Source organism: Mesorhizobium sp. B2-3-2, from assembly GCF_006442295.1.
GTDB lineage: Bacteria > Pseudomonadota > Alphaproteobacteria > Rhizobiales > Rhizobiaceae > Mesorhizobium.
Genome location: NZ_VFWA01000017.1, coordinates 89,759 through 108,045, shown reverse-complemented (window position 1 = coordinate 108,045; position 18,287 = coordinate 89,759). Strand labels below are relative to the sequence as shown.

Sequence of the window (18,287 nt, the reverse complement as noted above, 5' to 3'; positions counted from 1 at the left end):
CGATGGCGGGTCCGGGCGACAACACGCGCAACAAGTCGAAGACGGGCTCTGAAGCCGACAGCTTCAAGCGTGCCGTCACCGTCTGCATGCGCGCCATCGCCGGCGACAAGGAAATGGAAGTCGGCTTCGCCAAGGACCGCCCGGCGCTCGCCGGCAGCCGCGCCCGGCTGCCGGAATTGCCCAAGAAGGCGTCCAAGGCCGACATAGCCATCACCCGCGGCCTCGGCGATTCCATGGCGCTCAAGCGCGCCTGCCACGACGTGCGCATCCACACCAGGCTGGCGCCGGAAGGCAAGGCGGCCCGCGCCATCTACGACGCGGTCGAGCAGGCGCGCGTCGAGGCGATCGGCAGCCGCGCCATGCAAGGGGTCGCCGACAATATAGGCTCGATGCTGGAGGACAAATACGCCAAGGCCAATCTCGTCGACGTCAAGGACAAGTCCGACGCCCCGATCGAGGAGGCGCTGGCGCTGATGGTGCGCGAGAAGCTGACCGGCCGGCCGATCCCCAAGAGCGGCGAGCGGCTGGTCGAGCTCTGGCGCCCCTGGGTCGAGGAAAAGGCCAGCGCCGACCTCAACGGGCTGTCGTCCAAGCTCGACGACCAGCAGGCCTTCGCCCGCGTCGTGCGTGAAATGCTCGCCTCCATGGAAATGGCCGAGGAACTCGGCGACGAGCAGGAGACCGAAGACTCAGAGGACAATGACGACAACCAGCCGCAAGGCGAGGAACAGAGCGAGGAAGGCGGCGAGGACGATTCCGGCTCCGAACAATCGCAGTCCGAGGATGCCGAGGCTTCCGCTGACGACGAGCAGTCGGCCGAGACCGAAGCCTCCGACGCCACTGCCGACGATTTGTCCGATGATGACGATGCCGATGCCGAGACGCCCGGCGAGGCGCGCCGTAACGACAACCCCTTCACCAACCTGCCGAAGGAGATCGACTACAAGGTCTTCACCTCAGCTTTCGATGAGACGGTGGGGGCGGAGGAGCTTTGCGAGGAAGAAGAACTCGACCGGCTGCGCGCTTTCCTCGACAAGCAACTCGCCAACCTGTCCGGCGTCGTCGGCAGGCTGGCCAACCGTTTGCAGCGCCGCCTGATGGCGCAGCAGAACCGGTCGTGGGATTTCGATCTGGAAGAGGGCTATCTCGACCCGGCACGGTTGGTGCGCGTCGTCATCGATCCGATGCAGCCGCTGTCCTTCAAGCAGGAGCGCGACACCAAATTCCGCGACACCGTGGTGACGCTGGTGCTCGACAATTCGGGTTCCATGCGCGGCCGGCCGATCACCGTCGCCGCCACCTGCGCCGACATTCTGGCGCGCACGCTGGAACGCTGCGGCGTTTCGGTCGAGATTCTGGGCTTCACCACGCGCGCCTGGAAAGGCGGGCAGGCCCGCGAGAAGTGGCTGAAGGACGGCAAGCCGCCGAATCCGGGCCGGCTGAACGACTTGCGCCACATCATCTATAAGTCGGCCGACCATCCCTGGCGGCGGGCACGGCGCAATCTCGGACTGATGATGCGCGAAGGCTTGCTCAAGGAAAACATCGACGGCGAGGCGCTGCTGTGGGCGCATAACCGGCTGATCGCGCGACCCGAACAGCGCAAGATCCTGATGATGATCTCGGACGGCGCGCCGGTCGACGATTCGACGCTCTCGGTCAATCCGGGCAATTATCTCGAGCGCCATCTGCGCGCCGTCATCGAGCTGATCGAGACGCGTTCGCCGGTCGAGCTGCTTGCCATCGGCATCGGCCATGACGTCACCCGCTACTACCGGCGCGCCGTCACCATCGTCGATGCCGAGGAACTGGCCGGCGCCATGACCGAGCAATTGGCTTCGCTGTTCGCCGAGGAAAGCGCACGCGATACACGGCGCGGCGGCATGCGGCGCGCCGGATGATCTTTTCGCGCGGCGAATTTCGACAAGCACTTTTCGCCGCCATCGCCCTGTTTGCCGGTGCAGCCCCGGTGCCATCCAGTTCGGCCGGCGCGACCTCGGTTGAACCGGTCGAGGTCTCGGCCCGCCCGATCACCGAATTCCGTATAGGCCGTACCGACAGGCAATTCGGTCCGCTCGAATTCGTCGGCGGGCTGGAGATGACGTCGCCGTCGCGCGATTTCGGCGCCCTGTCGGCCTTCCGTTTCCTGAAAGGCGGTCGCGACTTCGTCGGCGTCGCCGATACCGGCTTCTGGTTCTTCGGCACCGTGACCCATGATGCGGACAAGCGCCCGTCAGGCATCCGGGACTTCCGCATGGAACAGATGGTCGATGGATCGGGCCAGCCGATCGACGAGAAATCGAAAGTCGATGCCGAGGGGCTTTCCGTCAAGGACGGCATTGCCACCGTGGGTTTCGAGCGCAACCATCGGGTCGCCCAGTTCAGAATAAACCCCGACGGTATGAAGGCGCCCTTCAGGCAGATAGATTTCCTGGTTCCGGCATGGGAACTGCGCCGGAACCGAGGCTTCGAGACGGTCACCCACGCCAATGCCAATGGCCGCCACCAAGGCGGCCTGGTCGTGGTGTCGGAAAAGAGCTTGGACAAGGCCGGCAACATCTATGCCGCCATCATCGAAGGTCCGCACAAGGGCATCTTCACCGTCAAGCGCAACGGCGATTTCGACATCACCGATGGGGCCTTCCTGCCGGATGGCGACCTTCTGCTGCTGGAGCGCAGTTTCACGATGGCAGGAGGCCTCAAGATGCGGCTGCGGCGCATTGACGGCGAGACCGTGGAGAAGGGCGCGGTCGCCGACGGTCCGGTGCTGCTGGAAGCCGATATGGGCTACCAGATCGACAATATGGAAGGGCTCGACGTCTGGACGCGCGAAGACGGCGCGCTGATGGTGTCGCTGATCTCCGACGACAACCACTCGATCCTGCAGCGCAATCTCTACCTGGAATTCATTCTGCACCAGGACTGAGCAAGGCCGCTGCGATCAGGGCCTTGTGGCGATCCAGATGACATGGCGCGCGCCGCGCTTGCCGTTGGCGCGCGTGCTCACCTCCTCGACCGCGAAACCTGCCTGCTTCAGCCGCCGGGTGAAGCCGCTGTCCGGTCCTTGCGACCACACGGCAAGCACGCCGCCGGGCTTCAGTGCGGTGCGCGCTGCCGCCAAGCCCTGCAGGCTGTACAGCGCGTCGTTGGATTTGTGAACGATGCCGTCCGGGCCGTTGTCGACATCGAGCAGGATGGCGTCCCAGACCGCGGGCCGGGATCTTATCAACTGCCCGACATCGGCCTCCCGCACGATGACGCGCGGGTCGTCGAGACAGCCACCAAACAGCTCGGCCATCGGCCCGCGTGCCCAGGCTACGACCGCCGGCACCAACTCCGCGACAACGATTTCAGCAGTCTCGCCCAACTCGTCGAGAGCGGCGCGCAGCGTAAAACCCATGCCAAGCCCGCCGATCAGCATTCTCGGCTGTCTGCGGCCGGCGATCCTCTGACAAGAGAGCTTTGCCAGCGCCTCTTCCGAGCCGCTGAGGCGGCTGTTCATCAACTCGTTGGTGCCCAGCATGATCGAGAATTCGGAACCGCGCCGCTTGAGCCGAAGCTCCTGCGCGCCATCCGGGGTTTTCGCGGAGTCCAGCTGGATCCAGGGAATCACGCGCCACCTCTCGTCGTGGCCGTGATCTGGTCCGAAAACCGGATTCCACTTTTCGGGATCACGGCCTAGACCGCGGCAACAGCCGGCTGGCTCCAGCGCGCGGCGAGCAGCCGGTAGGGGATCAATGCCACGACGGCGATGATCAGCTTCACGCTGAGGTCGCCAAGTGCCCAGGAGACCCAACGCATGGCCTCGACCGGCAACACGCCCATCAGCGGCGCCGTTTCCAGCGCAAAACTGTCGCTTGGGCCAACGAAGGCGAAAGCCGCGGAGAAAGCGACGCTGAAGAACACGACGGTGTCGAACACCGAGCCGACCAGCGTGCCGATGATCGGCGCCCGCCACCAGCTCTGTCGGCGCAGACGGTTGAACACGGTCACGTCGAGCAATTGCGCGGTGAGGAAAGCCGCGCCGGACGCCGCCGCGATGCGCGCCAGCCGGTCGGCGGCGGTCTCGAATTCGATGAAACCATGGCGGAACAGGAAGGGCGGCACGAGGACCGAGCAGACCACCGCCGTCATAAAGCCGACAAAGACGATCCGGCGCGCCACGGCAGGCCCGTAGCGGCGATTGGCGAGGTCGGTGACGAGGAAGGAGAAGGGATAGGTAAAGGCGCCCCAGGTCAGCAGGTCGGCCAGCGACAAGCCGCCGATCTGGCCGTGCATCGGGAACTGCACGAGGATGTTCGATGCCACGACGACAAGCGCCATGGCGGCCACGAAGGGCAGGTATCGCGAGAAAGAAGTCATTTTTTTATCCTGGGTAATGGAACCAGCGGAGCGTCATGTCGAAACCGGATCGCGCTCGCTTTGTTCGAGCACCGGATTTCCGAAACCGCCTTGCGGACGGCGATCCGATGCTCAAGGCCAATAAGAGGTTGGCCAGGGCGGTCGTCCCCCGCCTGAAAGACAGTTTACGCGGCAGCCTGCTCGGCGAGCTTCTTGGCGATCTGCTTCTTCAAGAGGCGCGCGCGCTGCGACAGCTCCTTGACGTCAGCCTTGGCCAGGAAGGCATCGAGACCGCCACGATGCTCGACCGAACGCAGCGCGTTGGCAGAGATGCGCAGGCGCACATTCTGGTTCAGCGCTTCCGAAATCAGCGTCACGTTGACGAGGTTCGGCAGGAAGCGACGCTTGGTCTTGTTGTTGGCGTGGCTCACATTGTTGCCGGTCTGGACTGCCTTGGCAGTGAGTTCGCAGGTGCGGGACATGGTTCTAACCTTCAGTTCTTTCGGGGACCTGCCAAACCTTCGTGCCCACGCCGGGTGGCGCGCGGTTCTGGTCAAGCGGCCTTATGGAAAAAGTTGGCGTTCCATAGTTGCATTTCGCCAATGCGTCAAGCTCCAGCCTGGCCCATCGGCATTTCACATTAAGGCCGGAATTCGTCGTATAAGCGGTTCCATAGGGACATGCCAGACCGGAGTTGTCCGCCTCCGGCTGAAATCAAGGACCCGATCGCGCCATGCTTCGCTTGCCCCATGCCCTTGCCGCCGCGCTGGCCGTCGCCTCGCCGTCGCCTGCGACAGCCGCCTCGCCGCAGTCCTTCAGGGGCGAATACACAGTGTCGTTTCTCGGCCTTTCTATCGCGAAATCAAGCTTTTCCAGCCATTATGAGAACGGCGTCTATTCGATCGACGGCAGCGTTTCCGCGGCTGGTCTGGCCAAGCTGTTCGACGATACGCGCGGCACGATCTCGTCCAAGGGTACGATCTCGGGCCAGAAGATGGTGCCGCAGGCGTTCCGCGCGGACTACACTTCCGGCAAGAAAGCCTCCGCGATCGACATCCGTTTTGCCAATGGCAACGTCACCTCGACGACGGTCGTTCCCGCGCCGGAAAAGCGCGATCCCGACAGTTGGGTGCCGCTCGGCGCCGGCGACCTGGCATCGGTGCTCGATCCGATGGCGGCGACCGTCATCCATGCCGACAGCCTCGACAAGGTCTGCGGCCGCACGGTGAGGCTCTATGACGGCGAGATGCGCGCCGACCTGACGCTGAGCTACGCTTCGAAAGGGTCTATCTCGGTGCCCGGCTACAAGGGCGACACGGTCACCTGCCGGATGGGTTTCGAGCCGGTGGCGGGCTACCGCAAGGGCCGCAAGGCGCTCAACTACCTCAAGAACAAAAGCCGGATGATGGTGACGTTTGCACCGCTTGGCCAAACCGGGGTATATGCGCCGATCCGCGCGACGGTCGGGACGCAGATCGGCACCTTGACGATCAGCGCCAGGCGGTTCGAAGCAATACAATAAGGCGCCACGCGCGCCGCTGGAGACAGAATGGGGCGCGCGACACTGATCGGCTTTTCGGCCGTCGCCATGTGGGCACTGCTGGCGTTGCTTACGGACGCATCCGGCAAGGTGCCGCCGTTCCTCTTGTCGGCGATCACCTTCTCGATCGGCACCGGGGTCGGGCTTTTCGCGCGCCTTTTCATGCCGGCCGCTGATAAAAGCCAGAAGATACCTCGCCAGGTTTGGGTGATCGGCATTGCCGGCCTCTTCGGATATCATTTCTTCTACTTCACCGCTCTGCGCAACGCGCCGGCGGTGGAGGCGAGCCTGATCGCCTATCTGTGGCCGCTGCTGATCGTGCTCGGCTCGGCACTGATGCCGGGCGAGCGGCTGGCCTGGAACCATATCGTGGGCGCGCTGCTCGGCCTTGCCGGCACCGTGCTCATCGTCACCAAGGGCGGCGGCCTCGCCTTCGACGCGCGCTATGCCTTCGGCTACGCCATGGCTGCCGTCTGCGCCGTGCTGTGGTCGTCCTATTCGCTCCTGTCGCGGCGTTTCCCTTCGGTGCCGACCAGCATCGTCACCTGGTTCTGCGCGGCGACCGCGCTGCTGTCGCTTGCTTGCCATCTGGCGCTGGAAGAAACGGTGCTGCCCGCGAGTGCCGGGCAGTGGCTTGCCGTGCTCGGTCTCGGCGTGATGCCGGTCGGGGCAGCCTTCTATGCCTGGGACGTCGGGGTCAAGCGCGGCAACATCCAGGTGCTGGGCGCGGCAAGCTATGCCGCGCCGCTCCTGTCGACGCTGGTGTTGATCGCGGCCGGCGTCGCCGAGCCGTCGCTGCGCATTGTCGCGGCCTGCGTGCTCATCACCAGCGGGGCCGCACTTGCGGCAAAGTCGCTGCTCGTGCGCAAGCCCACCGAAGGCGGAGCCCGGGCATCCGAAAGCGGAGCCGGGGCATCCGAAGGCGGAGCCGGGGCATCCGAAGGCGGAGCCCGGGCATGACGATGCCGTTTCCAGGCGGCATCGACGGCAACGCCAATGCGACGCTGATCTTTTCGCTGGTGGCGGCGGTCGTCTACGCCTTCACATCAGGCATGGCGCCGACGCTCGCCCGTTCGGCGGCAAAAACCCTCGCTGTCGCCATGCTTGCCGTGCTGGCGGCGATGCAGGGCGGGCCGCTGCTGCTGGTCGCCGCCCTTGCACTGAGCGCCATCGGCGACGCCTTCCTGTCGCGCGATGGCGAAAAGATGTTTCTGGGCGGGCTGGGCAGCTTTCTCGCCGCGCATATCGTCTATGTCGTGCTGTTCCTGCGCAGCGGCGAGGGGATGGGAGTGCTGGCGGCCGAACCCTGGCGCGCGGCAATCACACTTGTCATGGCGGTGTTCGTGATCCTCATGCTGGCGGCGCTGTGGCGCCGCATCGGCCCGGCCCTGCGGGCCCCGGTCGCGGGCTATGTCGCGGCCATCCTCGCCATGGGCATTTCGGCGCTGACGACGAGCAGTGCCGCTGTTATCGGCGGCGCCATTCTGTTCATGGCCTCAGACGCGCTGCTGGCCACGGAACGGTTCCTGGCGGCCGCCATTTCGCCGCATCGCGCCTGGATGCGTTTGGCGGTCTGGGTGCTCTACTACACCGCCCAACTCGCGATCACGCTTGGTTTCCTGCTGCGTTAAGGCTGTTTTGGCCGCCAGCCGGGCTCCGCCAGTTCAAACGCCGCAAAGTCGAAGCCCGGCGCCACCGTGCAGCCGACCAGTGTCCACTCGCCCAGGCTGCGTGCCGATTGCCACCAGCCCGCCGGCACGACGATTTGCGGCCGCTCGCCGGCGGCGAACTCGATGCCGAGCACCTGCTCGATCACCCGGTTAGCCCTTGGGCCGCCTTCTTCCCATATCGACAACGCCAGCGGCGCGCCGGCGTAGAAGTGCCACGCCTCGGCGGCATCCCTGACCCGATGCCAGGCGGAAACCTGGCCCTGCTCCAGCAGAAAATAGATCGCCGTCGAGTGGCCTCGGGCCCCGCCGCCACCGTCGCGAAAGGTTTCCGTGTACCAGCCGCCTTCCGGGTGCGGCTTCATGCCAAGGAGGGCGATGATTCCTGCGGAACTCGTCATGGTTTCGACCAGTGTCGCTTGGCCTAGAAATTATCCTTGCGCTTGCGGATCTCGGCAAAAACCTCGACGTCCGACGCCTCCTCCATGCCGAGATGCCTGCGGATTGCCGGATCGTGCCAGCGCAGGAAAGGGTTGGTCGACAATTCGTCGCCGATCGTGGTCGGCAGCGTCGGCTTGTTATCGGCGCGCAACGCTTCAATTTTTGCCGCGCGTTCCTTCAATGCCGAATTGGTCGGGTCGACGCTCAGCGCGAAACGGGCGTTGGCGAGCGTGTATTCGTGCCCGCAATAGACCACGGTCGCGGCAGGCAGTGCAGCGAGCTTCTTCAGGGATCCAAACATCACCGGCGGCTTGCATTCGAACAGCCGCCCGCAACCGAGCGCGAACAGCGTGTCGGCGGTGAACGTCACTTTCGATGCCGGCAGGTGATAGGAGACGTGGCCGGCGGTGTGGCCGGGGGTGGCGATCACTTCGATACGTTCTTCGCCGAGATGCAGGACCGAACCGTCCTCGACCGTGTCGTCAATGCCGGGGATCCTGGCCTTTTCCGCTTCGGGACCGACGATGCGCAGCTTGAACCGCTGCTTCAGCGCCAGATTGGCCTCGACATGGTCGACATGGTGATGCGTGGTCAGGATAACAGTCGGCGTCCAGCCGGTGCGCTTGACCGCGGCCAGGATCGCCGCCTCTTCCGGCGCATCGATAAGCGCGGTCTGACCGCTTTTGGGGTCATGCACCAGCACGCCGAAATTGTCGCTGCGGCACATGAACTGTTCGATTTCGACCGCCATCGCATCTCTCCATCTTCGCCGCAGACATAGGACGCCGACGCGCAGATGTCATCCCGAAGATGACTGATGTCAGGATGTCATTCGACATCCGGGATCTTGGGACCTCACGGCCTTTTGTTGAAACCCGCCGATATCGCGGCTACATCCCTGACATGCATTCCGACATCGTCGATCTCCGCTCCTTCTATTCGACAGCGCTTGGTCGCTTCGCCGAGCATTCGATCACCATGGCCTTGTCATCGATATGGGCCACCGTCCCCAATGAGCGGCTGGTGGGGCTCGGCTACACCTTGCCGTGGCTGGAACGGTTCGGCAGCGACGCCGAGCGGGTGTTCGCCTTCATGCCGGCGACGCAGGGCGCCGTGGTCTGGCCGGCGACGGGGCCGACCGCGACGGCCCTGGTTTTCGACGAGGAACTGCCGCTGGTCGATTCCTGCATCGACCGCATGCTGCTCGTGCATTCGCTCGAACATGTCGAAAACCCCCGCGAAACGCTGAACGAGATCTGGCGCGTGCTGTCGCCGGCCGGCCGGGTGGTCATCGTCGTGCCCAACCGGCGCGGCGTCTGGGCGCGGTTCGAGCACACGCCGTTCGGCAATGGCAGGCCCTTCTCGCGCGGTCAGCTCACCGAATTGCTGCGCGAGGCGAATTTCACGCCCGCCGCCTGGTCCGACGCCCTGTTCTTTCCGCCATCGCGGCGGCGTTTCATGATGCGCTTCCACAATATGCTGGAGCGTGCCGGCCGGCGGCTGTGGCCGATCTTTTCCGGCGTCATCGTGGTCGAGGCGCAGAAGCGGCTCTATCAGGGCGTGCCGGCCGCCCAGCGCGCTTCCCGACGGGTTTTCGTGCCGGTGCTTTCGCCGCATGCAGCAACGCGGCTCGGCCGGCGGATAGAGACCGGGGCCGCGACATCGCCGGGTTCGCGAATGACACCTTCGTGATCATGCTGGAAATTTGCGCCAGACGGCATTTCGCGACCTATCTGTCGCTGACGGGCCCGCAGCCTGGCTGAGGACCGATGCCGTCACTGCTCTCCCGCCGGTTTCAGCGCCGCCTCTGAATGCAAGGACTTCAGTTCATGGCCGATCAACCGGACAATGATGCCTCTGCCCGGCCTATCGCGGCGGTCGAAGCCTCGAGCCTGCGTGACCAGGTGGCGACGATCAAGCTGGCGCTTGCCGGATCGCCGGTCCGCAAAGGGCTACGCTGGGCTTCCATCGGGATGGTTGCCGTCATTGTCGCGACCTCGATCGGCCAGGTTCTGCTCAACCGCTGGAACCAGCCTTTCTACGATGCGCTTGCACGCCGCGACATGCAGGCCTTCCTGCACCAGCTCGCCATTTTTGCCGCCATCGCCGGTGGGCTTCTTGTGCTCAATGTCGGCCAGACCTGGCTCAATCAGACGATCCGGCTGAAGCTGCGCGAGGCGCTGACGCTCGATCTGATCGATGGATGGATGCGGCCGGCGCGCGCCTTTCGCCTGGCGCATGCGGGCGCCATCGGCGTCAATCCCGACCAGCGCATGCAGCAGGATGCGAGCCATCTTTCCGACCTGTCGACGGATCTTGGGGTTGGCCTGCTGCAATCCTTAATCCTGCTCGCCTCCTTCGTCGGCGTGTTGTGGGAGCTGTCCTCGGGCTTCGTCTTCCATATCGGCGGAACGTCGCTCGCCATACCGGGCTACATGGTGTGGGCGGCCATCCTCTATGCCGGAACGGCTTCCTGGCTGAGCTGGCTGGTCGGACGGCCTCTGATCCGCCTCAACAGCGACCGTTACACACGCGAGGCGGAGCTGCGTTCCTCGATGGTGCGCGTCAACGAGAACATCGATGCCATCGCGCTCGCCCGCAGCGAGCCCGACGCCAGGCGGCGGCTGGAAATCGATCTCGGCACCGTGCTCGGGGCCATGCGGCGCATCTACAGCGCCCAGATCAATCTCGCCTGGGTGACAGACACCTATGGCTGGATCACCGTGGTGGCTCCCATTCTGGTCGCTTCGCCGGTCTATTTCGCGGGCGATATCAGTTTCGGCGGGCTGATGATGGCGGTCGGCGCCTTCAATCAGGTCCATTCCTCATTGCGCTGGTTCATCAATAATATCGGCAGCATCGCCGATTGGCGCGCGACGCTGATGCGCGTCGCCGATTTCCGCATTGCGCTGGATGAGACCGATGTGCTGCACGACCAGGAAAAGCGCATCGAATTCGGCGAGAATGCAAACCGCAAGCTGACCTTCGAGAAACTCGAAGTGGCCTCGCCCGAGGGGCGCACGAGGCTCGCCGAACAGCATGTCGAGATCCACGCCGGCGAACGCGTCCTGCTCACCGGCGAGCCGGGCGCGGGCAAGACGCTGTTCTTTCGCGCCATTGCCGGCCTGTGGCCGTGGGGGAGCGGGCGCATCGGCATGCCGGCGGGAGAGATGCCCATCTTCGTGCCGCGCACGCCCTACTTCCCGACCGCCACGCTGCGAGAAGTGCTCGACCGCGTCGACGGGGTTGCGCCGGCAAGCGATGCCGATATTTCGGCCGTGCTGGCCGAGATCGGCCTGGAGCGCCTGTCGTCGTCGCTCGACCGTAGCGCGCGCTGGGAGCATGAACTGGCCGACGACGAACTGCGCCTGCTGGCTTTCGCTCGGCTCGTGCTGCGGCACCCGAAATGGGTGATCATCGATGAGGCTCTCGATGCCTTCGACGGGCCGACGCTGCGGCGGGTGCTGTCGATGCTGGAGAAGCGGCTGGCCGGGGCGACGATCCTCAATATCGGGCGCGGCCAGCACGACAGTCAGTTCTTCCCGCGCGCACTGACCATCGTGAAGGCGTCCGGCATGCCGACCCTGAAGCCCGCACGCATAAGGGCGGGCGCGATCGAGCCGCCGCCGGCAGCTCCTCGCCGCAAGAAATAGCACCTCTCGGGGCTGGCCCGCGCCACGCCATGCGGCAGCTTTATTTCGCCGTGATCGCGAGGGAAGATCGCAGCGGAAACATCGCTTGAGCCGGCCATGCTTGATGCTCTCAGCCTGCTTGCCTGCCTGGCCTGCACCGAGGCCGCCATGACTGCGCCCGCGCCGGATAGTCTGGCCGTTGACGTCGAACTGGTGCTGGCGGTCGACATCTCATTGTCGATGGACGAGAAGGAGTTCGCCCTGCAGCGCGCCGGCTATGTGGAGGCGCTGCGTCATCCCGACTTCATCAAGGCGGTCCGCGCCGGGAACGCTGGTCGCATCGCGCTCACCTATTTCGAATGGGCCGGTACCGTGCGCGACGACGCGCTCATCGGCTGGCAGGTCATCGACGGCGCTGAGAGCGCCAACGCTTTTGCCGACAAGATCGCGGCCCGTCCGTTCCGCAGCTTCCGCGGCACGTCGATCTCCGGCGCGCTCGCCTTCGGCGCGGGGCTTTTCGACCGCACCGCTTTCGAAAGCGAACGCAGCGTCATCGATATTTCCGGTGACGGACCAAACAATATCGGGCCGCCCGTCACCGCCACGCGGGATGCGGCAAACGCCAGAGGCATCGTCATCAACGGCCTGCCGATCCTGATCAATCCATCGCCCACCTTCAGCCATCTCGACCGGTACTACGCCCAGTGCGTAACCGGCGGGCCGGGCTCCTTCGTGCTGCCGATTTATACAGCCGCCGAATTTTCGACGGCGATCCGGCGTAAGCTGATCCTCGAAGTAAGTGGCATTCGGGACAGGCCCGCAATCACCCGCGTCGACGCCGACCCGCCGGTCGACTGCCTGCTTGGGGAGCGGGACAGGCGGTTTCTGTCGGATCCCTATTTCCCGGAACTTGACCGATGAGCATCTGAAGCATCCGGCGGACGAAGCCCAGACCTGTCTTCAAGGCCAAGCCGAAGACAGCGTTGCCTGCCTCGGGTCGCAGCTATTCGATGACCTCGGAGGTAATCGCATCCTGGCCGATGGTTGGGCAGATTGCCTTGCGCGGCCGGTCGTCGGCCTCGAACCGAAGGGAGTTACGCCATGACCGCTTATGCCGTCGCTCACATGCGCCGGGTCAAGATGGGCCCGCAGATTGTCGAATACCTGCAGAAGATCGATGCCACGCTGGAACCTTTCGGCGGCCGGTTCCTGGTCCATGGCGGCGATGTGGAGATGATCGAGAATGACTGGCCGGGGCATCTCATCATCATCGAATTTCCGGACAAACAGCGTGCGCGCCGCTGGTATGATTCAGCTGCCTATCAGGCGATACTGCCGCTGCGGACGGACAATTCGACCGCCGATGTGGTGTTCGTCGACGGCGTCGAACATCCACACAAGGCCACGGATGTCCTGGAATGAAGCGGCGTGCCTTATCGCTTCAACAAGAACACCGCTTGCTGGCCGAAGAAATTCCAGAACCACCACGGCATCGACAGGCCGATCTTCTGGCCGTTGGCGTCGAGCGCGGTTGCCCTTTCCACGCTCGCGCCAAGCTCCTCGCACAAATTGACGAAGTCGCGGATGGTGCAGAAATGGATGTTTGGCGTGTCGTACCAGGAATAGGGCAGGTCCTTGGTCACCGGCATGCGGCCTTTGACGAACAGCGACAGGCGCACCCGCCAGTGGCCGAAATTGGGGAAGGACACGATGGCGTGTTCGCCGATCCTGAGCAGTTCGTCGAGAACGAGCTTCGGGTTGCGGGTCGCCTGCAAGGTCTGCGACAGGACGACGAAGTCGAAACCCTTGTCGGGATAGAATTCAAGATCCTTGTCGGCGTCGCCCTGGACGACGGAGAGGCCGCGCGCCACGCATTCGTTGACACCGCGCTGCGACAGTTCCAGTCCGCGGCCGTCGATCTGCTTGGTCTCCTGCAAAAGCTCGAGCAGCGAGCCATCGCCGGAACCGACGTCCAGCACCCGCGATTGCGGCGGGATCAGACCGGCGATGACCTCGAGATCGACGCGTTGGGCGCGGTTGACGCTCATGGCTTGCCCCTTGTCGTGGCGCGTGATCCGTGACCGACAGGTCTGCAATTCTGCGGGATCATGCGCCGAGCCCTCTCGCTCGCGCGGCCGAGCCGATGAAGCCGTTGATGGCGGCGAACAGTTCCGGCTCGTCGAGCAGGAAGGCGTCGTGCCCGCGATCGGTCTCGATCTCGACGAAGGACACCGACGCGCCGGCGGCATTCAGCGCATGGACGATCGAGCGGCTCTCCTCGGTCGGAAACAGCCAGTCCGAGGTGAACGACACCAGGCAAAAGCGGGTCTTGGTGCCCGCAAAAGCGTCAGCCAGCCTGCCGCCGTGATCGGCGGCGAGGTCGAAATAATCCATGGACCGTGTCATGTAGAGATAGGAATTGGCGTCGAAACGGTCGACGAACGTCATGCCCTGGTGACGCAGATAGCTCTCGATCTGGAAGTCGGCGTCGAAGCCGAAGGTCAGAGCTTCGCGGTCCTGCAGGTTGCGGCCGAACTTCCGGTGCAAGGCTGCTTCCGACAGGTAGGTGATGTGGGCGGCCATGCGCGCCACGGCGAGCCCCTTTTCCGGGCGTTTGCCGTGGTCGAAATACTTGCCGCCATGCCATTCTGGGTCGGCCATCACGGCCTGCCGGCCAACCTCGTGGAAAGCGATGTTCTGCGAGGAATGCCGCGCGCCGGTGGCAATCGGCAGCGCCGAGAAAACACGTTCCGGATAGCTCGACGCCCATTGCAGCACCTGCATGCCGCCCATCGACCCGCCGAGCACGCAAAACAGTTTTTCGATGCCGAAATGGTCGATCAGCATCTGCTGGGCACGCACCATGTCGCGGATGGTGATGACCGGAAGGTCGAGCCCATAGGGCTTGCCGGTAGCGGGATTGGTGGAGGCCGGACCGGTGGAACCGAGGCAGCCGCCGATCACGTTTGAGCAGATGACGAAGAAGCGGTTTGTGTCGATGATCTTGCCGGGGCCGATCAACACTTCCCACCAGCCCGGCTTGCCGGTCACCGGATTGGTGCTGGCGACATGCTGGTCGCCGGTCAATGCGTGGCATACGAGAATGGCGTTGGAACGGGCGTCGTTCAGCGTGCCATAGGCCTGGTAGGCGATCTGAAACGGCGACAGCAGCGTGCCGGCGTCGAGCTTGAGCGGCTTGTCGGCGCCGAAGCGCACGACCGGGCTCGACGGTTGGTCTGCCTCGTTGTTGGTTCTGCCAGCGCGCTGAGCGGCCATCGCATCCTCTTACATCGCACGACGTGTCTGTCGGAAACCGAATACGGGCCGACACTGTGTCCGGCCGGCCGCGGACAATAAAAAACCGGCAATGCCTTCGCAAAGCCGGTTACGTCACGCAAACGGCCCTTTAGCGAATTGTTTAACGTGGCTGCAAGCCGACCGGCCAAATCACCACGGAACTGTTGCTGCCCTTCTAGAACTCACCTGCCTCGCCGTCAATGCCGCCTGCTGGCACCACTGCCACCTCTCGACATTGCGGGCCATGGCTTGTATTTCCGCAGCGGCTTCAGATGGAAGTGTTCTCGACGGATTTTTGCGACATGAGCCAGACCCCGGACAAGGCACGTCCAACCCCGCGCGCGGGCATTATGGACATCCAGGCCTATGTGCCGGGCAAGAGCGCGGCCCCCGCCGGGGTGGACAAGGTCCACAAGCTGTCGTCGAACGAGAACCCGCTCGGCCCCTCGCCGAAGGCAATCGAGGCCGCCCGCGAGGTCGCCGCCAAGCTCGACGTCTATCCCGACGGCACCGCCCGGCGCCTGCGCGAGGCAATCGCCGAGGTGCATGGTCTCAACGCACAGAACATCATCTGTTCCAACGGCTCCGACGAGATCCTCGGCCTGCTGGCGCAGACCTATCTCGCGCCCGGTGACGAGGCCATATTCACCGAACATGCCTTCATGGTCTACAAGATCTACATCCAGTCGGCGGGTGCGACGCCGGTCGCGGTCAAGGAGACCGAGGAGCGCGCCGACATCGATGCGATCCTGGCGGCCGTAACGCCACGTACGAAGATCGTGTTCCTCGCCAATCCCAACAATCCGACCGGCACTTACGTGCCGTTCCAGGAGGTGCGCCGCCTGCATGCCGGCCTGCCGAAGAACGTGCTTCTGGTGCTCGACGCCGCCTATGCCGAATATGTCAGGCGCAACGACTACGAGGCCGGCATCGAGCTGGCGGGCAGCTCGCAGAACGTGGTCATGACCCGCACCTTCTCCAAGATCGGACTTGGCGGGGCGCGGATCGGATGGATGTATGGGCCGATGCACATCGTCGACGCGATCAACCGCATACGCGGCCCGTTCAATGTCAATGCGACGGCGATCGAGGCCGGCATCGCCGCCGTGCGCGACCGCGCCCATGTCGAGCGCAGCGTCGCGCACAACGAGACCTGGCTGGCCTGGCTGAGCGAGCAGATGACCGGGCTCGGGTTGCGGGTAACGCCGAGCGTCGGCAATTTCCTCCTCATTCATTTTCCCGACGACGGCAAGCATTCGGCCGCGGCGGCGGACGATTATCTCACCCAGCGCGGCTACATACTGCGGCGTGTTTCGGGCTACGGATTTCCCAACGCGCTGCGCATGACCGTCGGCACCGAAGAGGCCAATCGCGGCGTTGTCGCGGAACTCACGACATTCCTGAAAAGCTAGAACGCCATGGCATCACCGATGTTCGAAAAGATCGCGCTTGTCGGCATCGGCCTGATCGGCTCGTCGCTGGCACGGGTCATCAGCCGCGAGGGCCTGGCCGGCCATGTCGCCATCTCGACGCGCAGTGCCGCAACGCTGGCGCGGGCGCAAGAGCTTGGGCTGGGCTCCTCCTACACCATGGATGCCAAGGAAGCGGTCCGCGATGCCGACCTGGTTATCGTCTCGGTGCCGGTCGGCTCGTCCGGCGCGGTGGCGCAGGAGATCGCGCCGGCGCTGAAGAGAGGCGCCATCGTCACCGATGTCGGCTCGACCAAGGCTTCCGTGATCGCACAGATGCAGCCGCATATACCCGGCGGCGTGCATTTCATTCCCGGCCATCCGCTGGCCGGCACGGAGAAATCAGGGCCCGATGCCGGTTTCGCCGATCTGTTCGACAATCGCTGGTGCATTTTCACGCCGCTGCCGGGCACGGATACGGACGCGCTGGAAAAGCTGTCCGAATTCTGGCGCCGTTGCGGCGCCAACATCGACACGATGGATCCGCAGCATCACGACATGACGCTGGCCATCGTCTCGCATTTGCCGCACATCATCGCCTACAACATCGTCGGCACCGCTGATGACCTGGAATCGGTGACCAAGACGGAAGTCATCAAATATTCCGCTTCCGGTTTCCGCGACTTCACGCGTCTCGCTGCCTCCGATCCGACCATGTGGCGGGACGTGTGCCTGCACAACAAGGATGCGATCCTGGAAATGCTGGCGCGGTTCTCGGAGGATCTGGCTTTTCTGCAGCGGGCGATCCGCTGGGGCGACGGCGACAAGCTGTTCGACCTGTTCACCCGCACCCGCGCCGTGCGCCGCTCGATCATCGAGGCCGGCCAGGACATCGACGTGCCGGATTTCGGCCGCCAGGCGATCGAACATCCGGCGAAAAACTAGGCTTCTTCAGGCCAGGTCGCCGTCATCATCGCCAGCGTCTCGGCCTTGTTCGGCGCGCCCAGCCTGCCGCCGAAGCGCTGACATTTGAGTGCCGCGGCCGCGCTGGCAAAGCGTAGCGCCTCTTCGATCGGCATGGCTTGCCCCAACCCCGCGGCGAAGGCACCATGAAAGACGTCGCCGGCTGCCAGCGTATCCACCACCTTGACCTTTGGCGCAGCGACGTGGCGCACGCAGCCTGCCTGCCTGTCATGCCACCATGTTCCAGCGCCGCCTGCGGTTACCGCGACGAAGGCCCCGGTGCGCGACGCAAGGGAGGCGCATGCGGCCTGCGGGTCCGCTGCCTGGCCGCAGACGATGCGCGCCGCCGGTTCGGAGGCGACGATGTGCGAGGCGAGCGGCAACAGCCGCTCCAGCACTGCCAATGGCGCGGTGTCGGCATCGAGAATCCCGGGGCGGCGGGCAGCGCGCGCAGCGCTGAGCGCCAGCGCTGCCGCACCCGGCCAGCGCACATCGACCAGCACGGCATCGAAAGCGGTGAGATCGGCGACCGGCAAGCCGTCGGGATCGGCCTGGGCGCGCTGATCGTAGAAAGGCACGATGATGCGCTCCCCATGGCCGTCGACGAGGATCGCGGCCAGCGCCGAGCGCGCTCCGGCGACGCGACGGACGAGACTGCAATCGACGCCCTCCGCCTCGATGCCCGATATCAGATGGTCGCCGACCTGATCATCGCCGGCGCTCGCCCAAAGCCACACTTCGGCGCCCAGCCGGCGTGCGGCGCAGGCCGCACTCGTGGCCATGCCGGAAGCGATCTGGACGGCATCGGCGGCCATGAACTTGCCCTGATGGACGGGAAGCGTTTCGACGCGAAGAATGGTGTCGAGCGTCAGCGCGCCGACGCTCAGGAGTTTTGCCGGTCTGTCCATTGGGGATGCTTAGCGCAGTTCACCGTTTCACGGAAACGGCGAACTGCTCTACCTCTTTGTTTTGACGCAATTCCGGACGGAAAACCGTC

Annotated in this window: 19 protein-coding genes and 1 riboswitch; of the genes, 11 read left to right on the top strand and 8 right to left on the bottom strand. The window is 64.5% G+C overall.

The genetic code is table 11. The features are described 5' to 3' along the window. Window positions 1–2: 2 nt before the first annotated feature. Both cobT and FJ964_RS26715 read left to right on the top strand, forming a co-directional pair. Window positions 3–1,901 carry a cobaltochelatase subunit CobT gene (cobT, locus tag FJ964_RS26720; protein ID WP_140553329.1) on the top strand — a complete coding sequence of 633 codons (1,899 nt, stop codon included), beginning with the start codon at window positions 3–5 and terminating at the stop codon, window positions 1,899–1,901. Beyond that, the gene (locus FJ964_RS26715; protein ID WP_140553328.1) at window positions 1,898–2,926 is read left to right on the top strand and encodes an esterase-like activity of phytase family protein; all 1,029 of its coding nucleotides are present in this window, start codon (window positions 1,898–1,900) and stop codon (window positions 2,924–2,926) included. The genes cobT and FJ964_RS26715 overlap by 4 nt, the downstream gene beginning before the upstream one ends. A gap of 15 nt (window positions 2,927–2,941) precedes the next feature. Here FJ964_RS26715 and FJ964_RS26710 read toward each other — a convergent pair whose 3' ends face one another. The 3 genes from FJ964_RS26710 to rpmB all read right to left on the bottom strand — a co-directional run bounded on the left by FJ964_RS26710 (window position 2,942) and on the right by rpmB (window position 4,823). Next, a complete protein-coding gene (locus FJ964_RS26710; protein ID WP_140553326.1) occupies window positions 2,942–3,613 on the bottom strand; it encodes a hypothetical protein in 672 nt (223 codons plus the stop codon). Window positions 3,614–3,678: 65 nt separating this feature from the next. Continuing rightward, complete coding sequence (locus FJ964_RS26705) at window positions 3,679–4,362, bottom strand: queuosine precursor transporter (protein WP_140553325.1); 684 nt, start codon at window positions 4,360–4,362, stop codon at window positions 3,679–3,681. 164 nt (window positions 4,363–4,526) lie between these two features. Beyond that, window positions 4,527–4,823, bottom strand: coding sequence for a 50S ribosomal protein L28 (gene rpmB / locus FJ964_RS26700; RefSeq protein ID WP_140500766.1), 297 nt, complete (start codon window positions 4,821–4,823; stop codon window positions 4,527–4,529). Between the two features lie 251 nt (window positions 4,824–5,074). Between rpmB and FJ964_RS26695 the strand changes: the two genes are divergently transcribed. Genes FJ964_RS26695 through FJ964_RS26685 form a run of 3 tightly spaced genes read left to right on the top strand, consistent with a single transcriptional unit; the run spans window position 5,075 to window position 7,512 of the window. Next, entirely contained in the window at window positions 5,075–5,863 is a 789-nt protein-coding gene (locus FJ964_RS26695) for a DUF3108 domain-containing protein (RefSeq protein ID WP_140553323.1), read from the top strand. Between the two features lie 27 nt (window positions 5,864–5,890). Continuing rightward, complete coding sequence (locus FJ964_RS26690; RefSeq protein WP_140553322.1) at window positions 5,891–6,841, top strand: EamA family transporter; 951 nt, start codon at window positions 5,891–5,893, stop codon at window positions 6,839–6,841. Continuing rightward, window positions 6,838–7,512, top strand: a complete 675-nt coding sequence (locus tag FJ964_RS26685; RefSeq protein ID WP_140553320.1) for a lysoplasmalogenase family protein — start codon at window positions 6,838–6,840, stop codon at window positions 7,510–7,512. The genes FJ964_RS26690 and FJ964_RS26685 overlap by 4 nt, the downstream gene beginning before the upstream one ends. On the opposite strand, the gene FJ964_RS26680 is transcribed toward FJ964_RS26685, so the two are convergent. Continuing rightward, window positions 7,509–7,949 carry a cupin domain-containing protein gene (locus FJ964_RS26680; RefSeq protein ID WP_140553318.1) on the bottom strand — a complete coding sequence of 147 codons (441 nt, stop codon included), beginning with the start codon at window positions 7,947–7,949 and terminating at the stop codon, window positions 7,509–7,511. The genes FJ964_RS26685 and FJ964_RS26680 overlap by 4 nt on opposite strands. 23 nt (window positions 7,950–7,972) lie before the next feature. Further along, window positions 7,973–8,740, bottom strand: coding sequence for a hydroxyacylglutathione hydrolase (gloB, locus tag FJ964_RS26675; RefSeq protein WP_140553316.1), 768 nt, complete (start codon window positions 8,738–8,740; stop codon window positions 7,973–7,975). Window positions 8,741–8,892: 152 nt separating this feature from the next. Here gloB and FJ964_RS26670 point away from each other — a divergent pair, with 152 nt between their 5' ends. From FJ964_RS26670 to FJ964_RS26655, 4 genes are all read left to right on the top strand, one after another. Next, the gene (locus tag FJ964_RS26670; RefSeq protein WP_140553315.1) at window positions 8,893–9,681 is read left to right on the top strand and encodes a methyltransferase domain-containing protein; all 789 of its coding nucleotides are present in this window, start codon (window positions 8,893–8,895) and stop codon (window positions 9,679–9,681) included. A gap of 137 nt (window positions 9,682–9,818) precedes the next feature. Further along, window positions 9,819–11,642, top strand: coding sequence for an ABC transporter ATP-binding protein/permease (locus FJ964_RS26665; RefSeq protein WP_140553313.1), 1,824 nt, complete (start codon window positions 9,819–9,821; stop codon window positions 11,640–11,642). Window positions 11,643–11,738: 96 nt separating this feature from the next. Continuing rightward, window positions 11,739–12,542 (top strand): DUF1194 domain-containing protein, encoded by an 804-nt coding sequence (locus tag FJ964_RS26660; RefSeq protein WP_140553311.1) that lies wholly within the window; start codon window positions 11,739–11,741, stop codon window positions 12,540–12,542. Window positions 12,543–12,722: 180 nt separating this feature from the next. Continuing rightward, a complete protein-coding gene (locus tag FJ964_RS26655) occupies window positions 12,723–13,043 on the top strand; it encodes a DUF1330 domain-containing protein (RefSeq protein ID WP_140553310.1) in 321 nt (106 codons plus the stop codon). An 11-nt stretch (window positions 13,044–13,054) separates the two neighbouring features. On the opposite strand, the gene metW is transcribed toward FJ964_RS26655, so the two are convergent. Continuing rightward, on the bottom strand, window positions 13,055–13,669 hold the full coding sequence (metW, locus tag FJ964_RS26650) for a methionine biosynthesis protein MetW (protein ID WP_140553308.1): 615 nt from the start codon (window positions 13,667–13,669) through the stop codon (window positions 13,055–13,057). A 58-nt stretch (window positions 13,670–13,727) separates the two neighbouring features. After that, window positions 13,728–14,897, bottom strand: a complete 1,170-nt coding sequence (locus tag FJ964_RS26645) for a homoserine O-acetyltransferase (RefSeq protein WP_140553306.1) — start codon at window positions 14,895–14,897, stop codon at window positions 13,728–13,730. A gap of 110 nt (window positions 14,898–15,007) precedes the next feature. Further along, window positions 15,008–15,085: riboswitch (SAM riboswitch) on the bottom strand. Between the two features lie 135 nt (window positions 15,086–15,220). Here FJ964_RS26645 and hisC point away from each other — a divergent pair. Further along, the gene (gene hisC, locus FJ964_RS26640; RefSeq protein WP_140553305.1) at window positions 15,221–16,330 is read left to right on the top strand and encodes a histidinol-phosphate transaminase; all 1,110 of its coding nucleotides are present in this window, start codon (window positions 15,221–15,223) and stop codon (window positions 16,328–16,330) included. 6 nt (window positions 16,331–16,336) lie between these two features. After that, window positions 16,337–17,272 carry a prephenate/arogenate dehydrogenase family protein gene (locus FJ964_RS26635; protein ID WP_181172631.1) on the top strand — a complete coding sequence of 312 codons (936 nt, stop codon included), beginning with the start codon at window positions 16,337–16,339 and terminating at the stop codon, window positions 17,270–17,272. On the opposite strand, the gene FJ964_RS26630 is transcribed toward FJ964_RS26635, so the two are convergent. Continuing rightward, window positions 17,269–18,198, bottom strand: coding sequence for a sugar kinase (locus FJ964_RS26630; RefSeq protein ID WP_140553301.1), 930 nt, complete (start codon window positions 18,196–18,198; stop codon window positions 17,269–17,271). The two genes, FJ964_RS26635 and FJ964_RS26630, sit on opposite strands and share 4 nt — an antisense overlap. Window positions 18,199–18,287 lie beyond the last annotated feature (89 nt).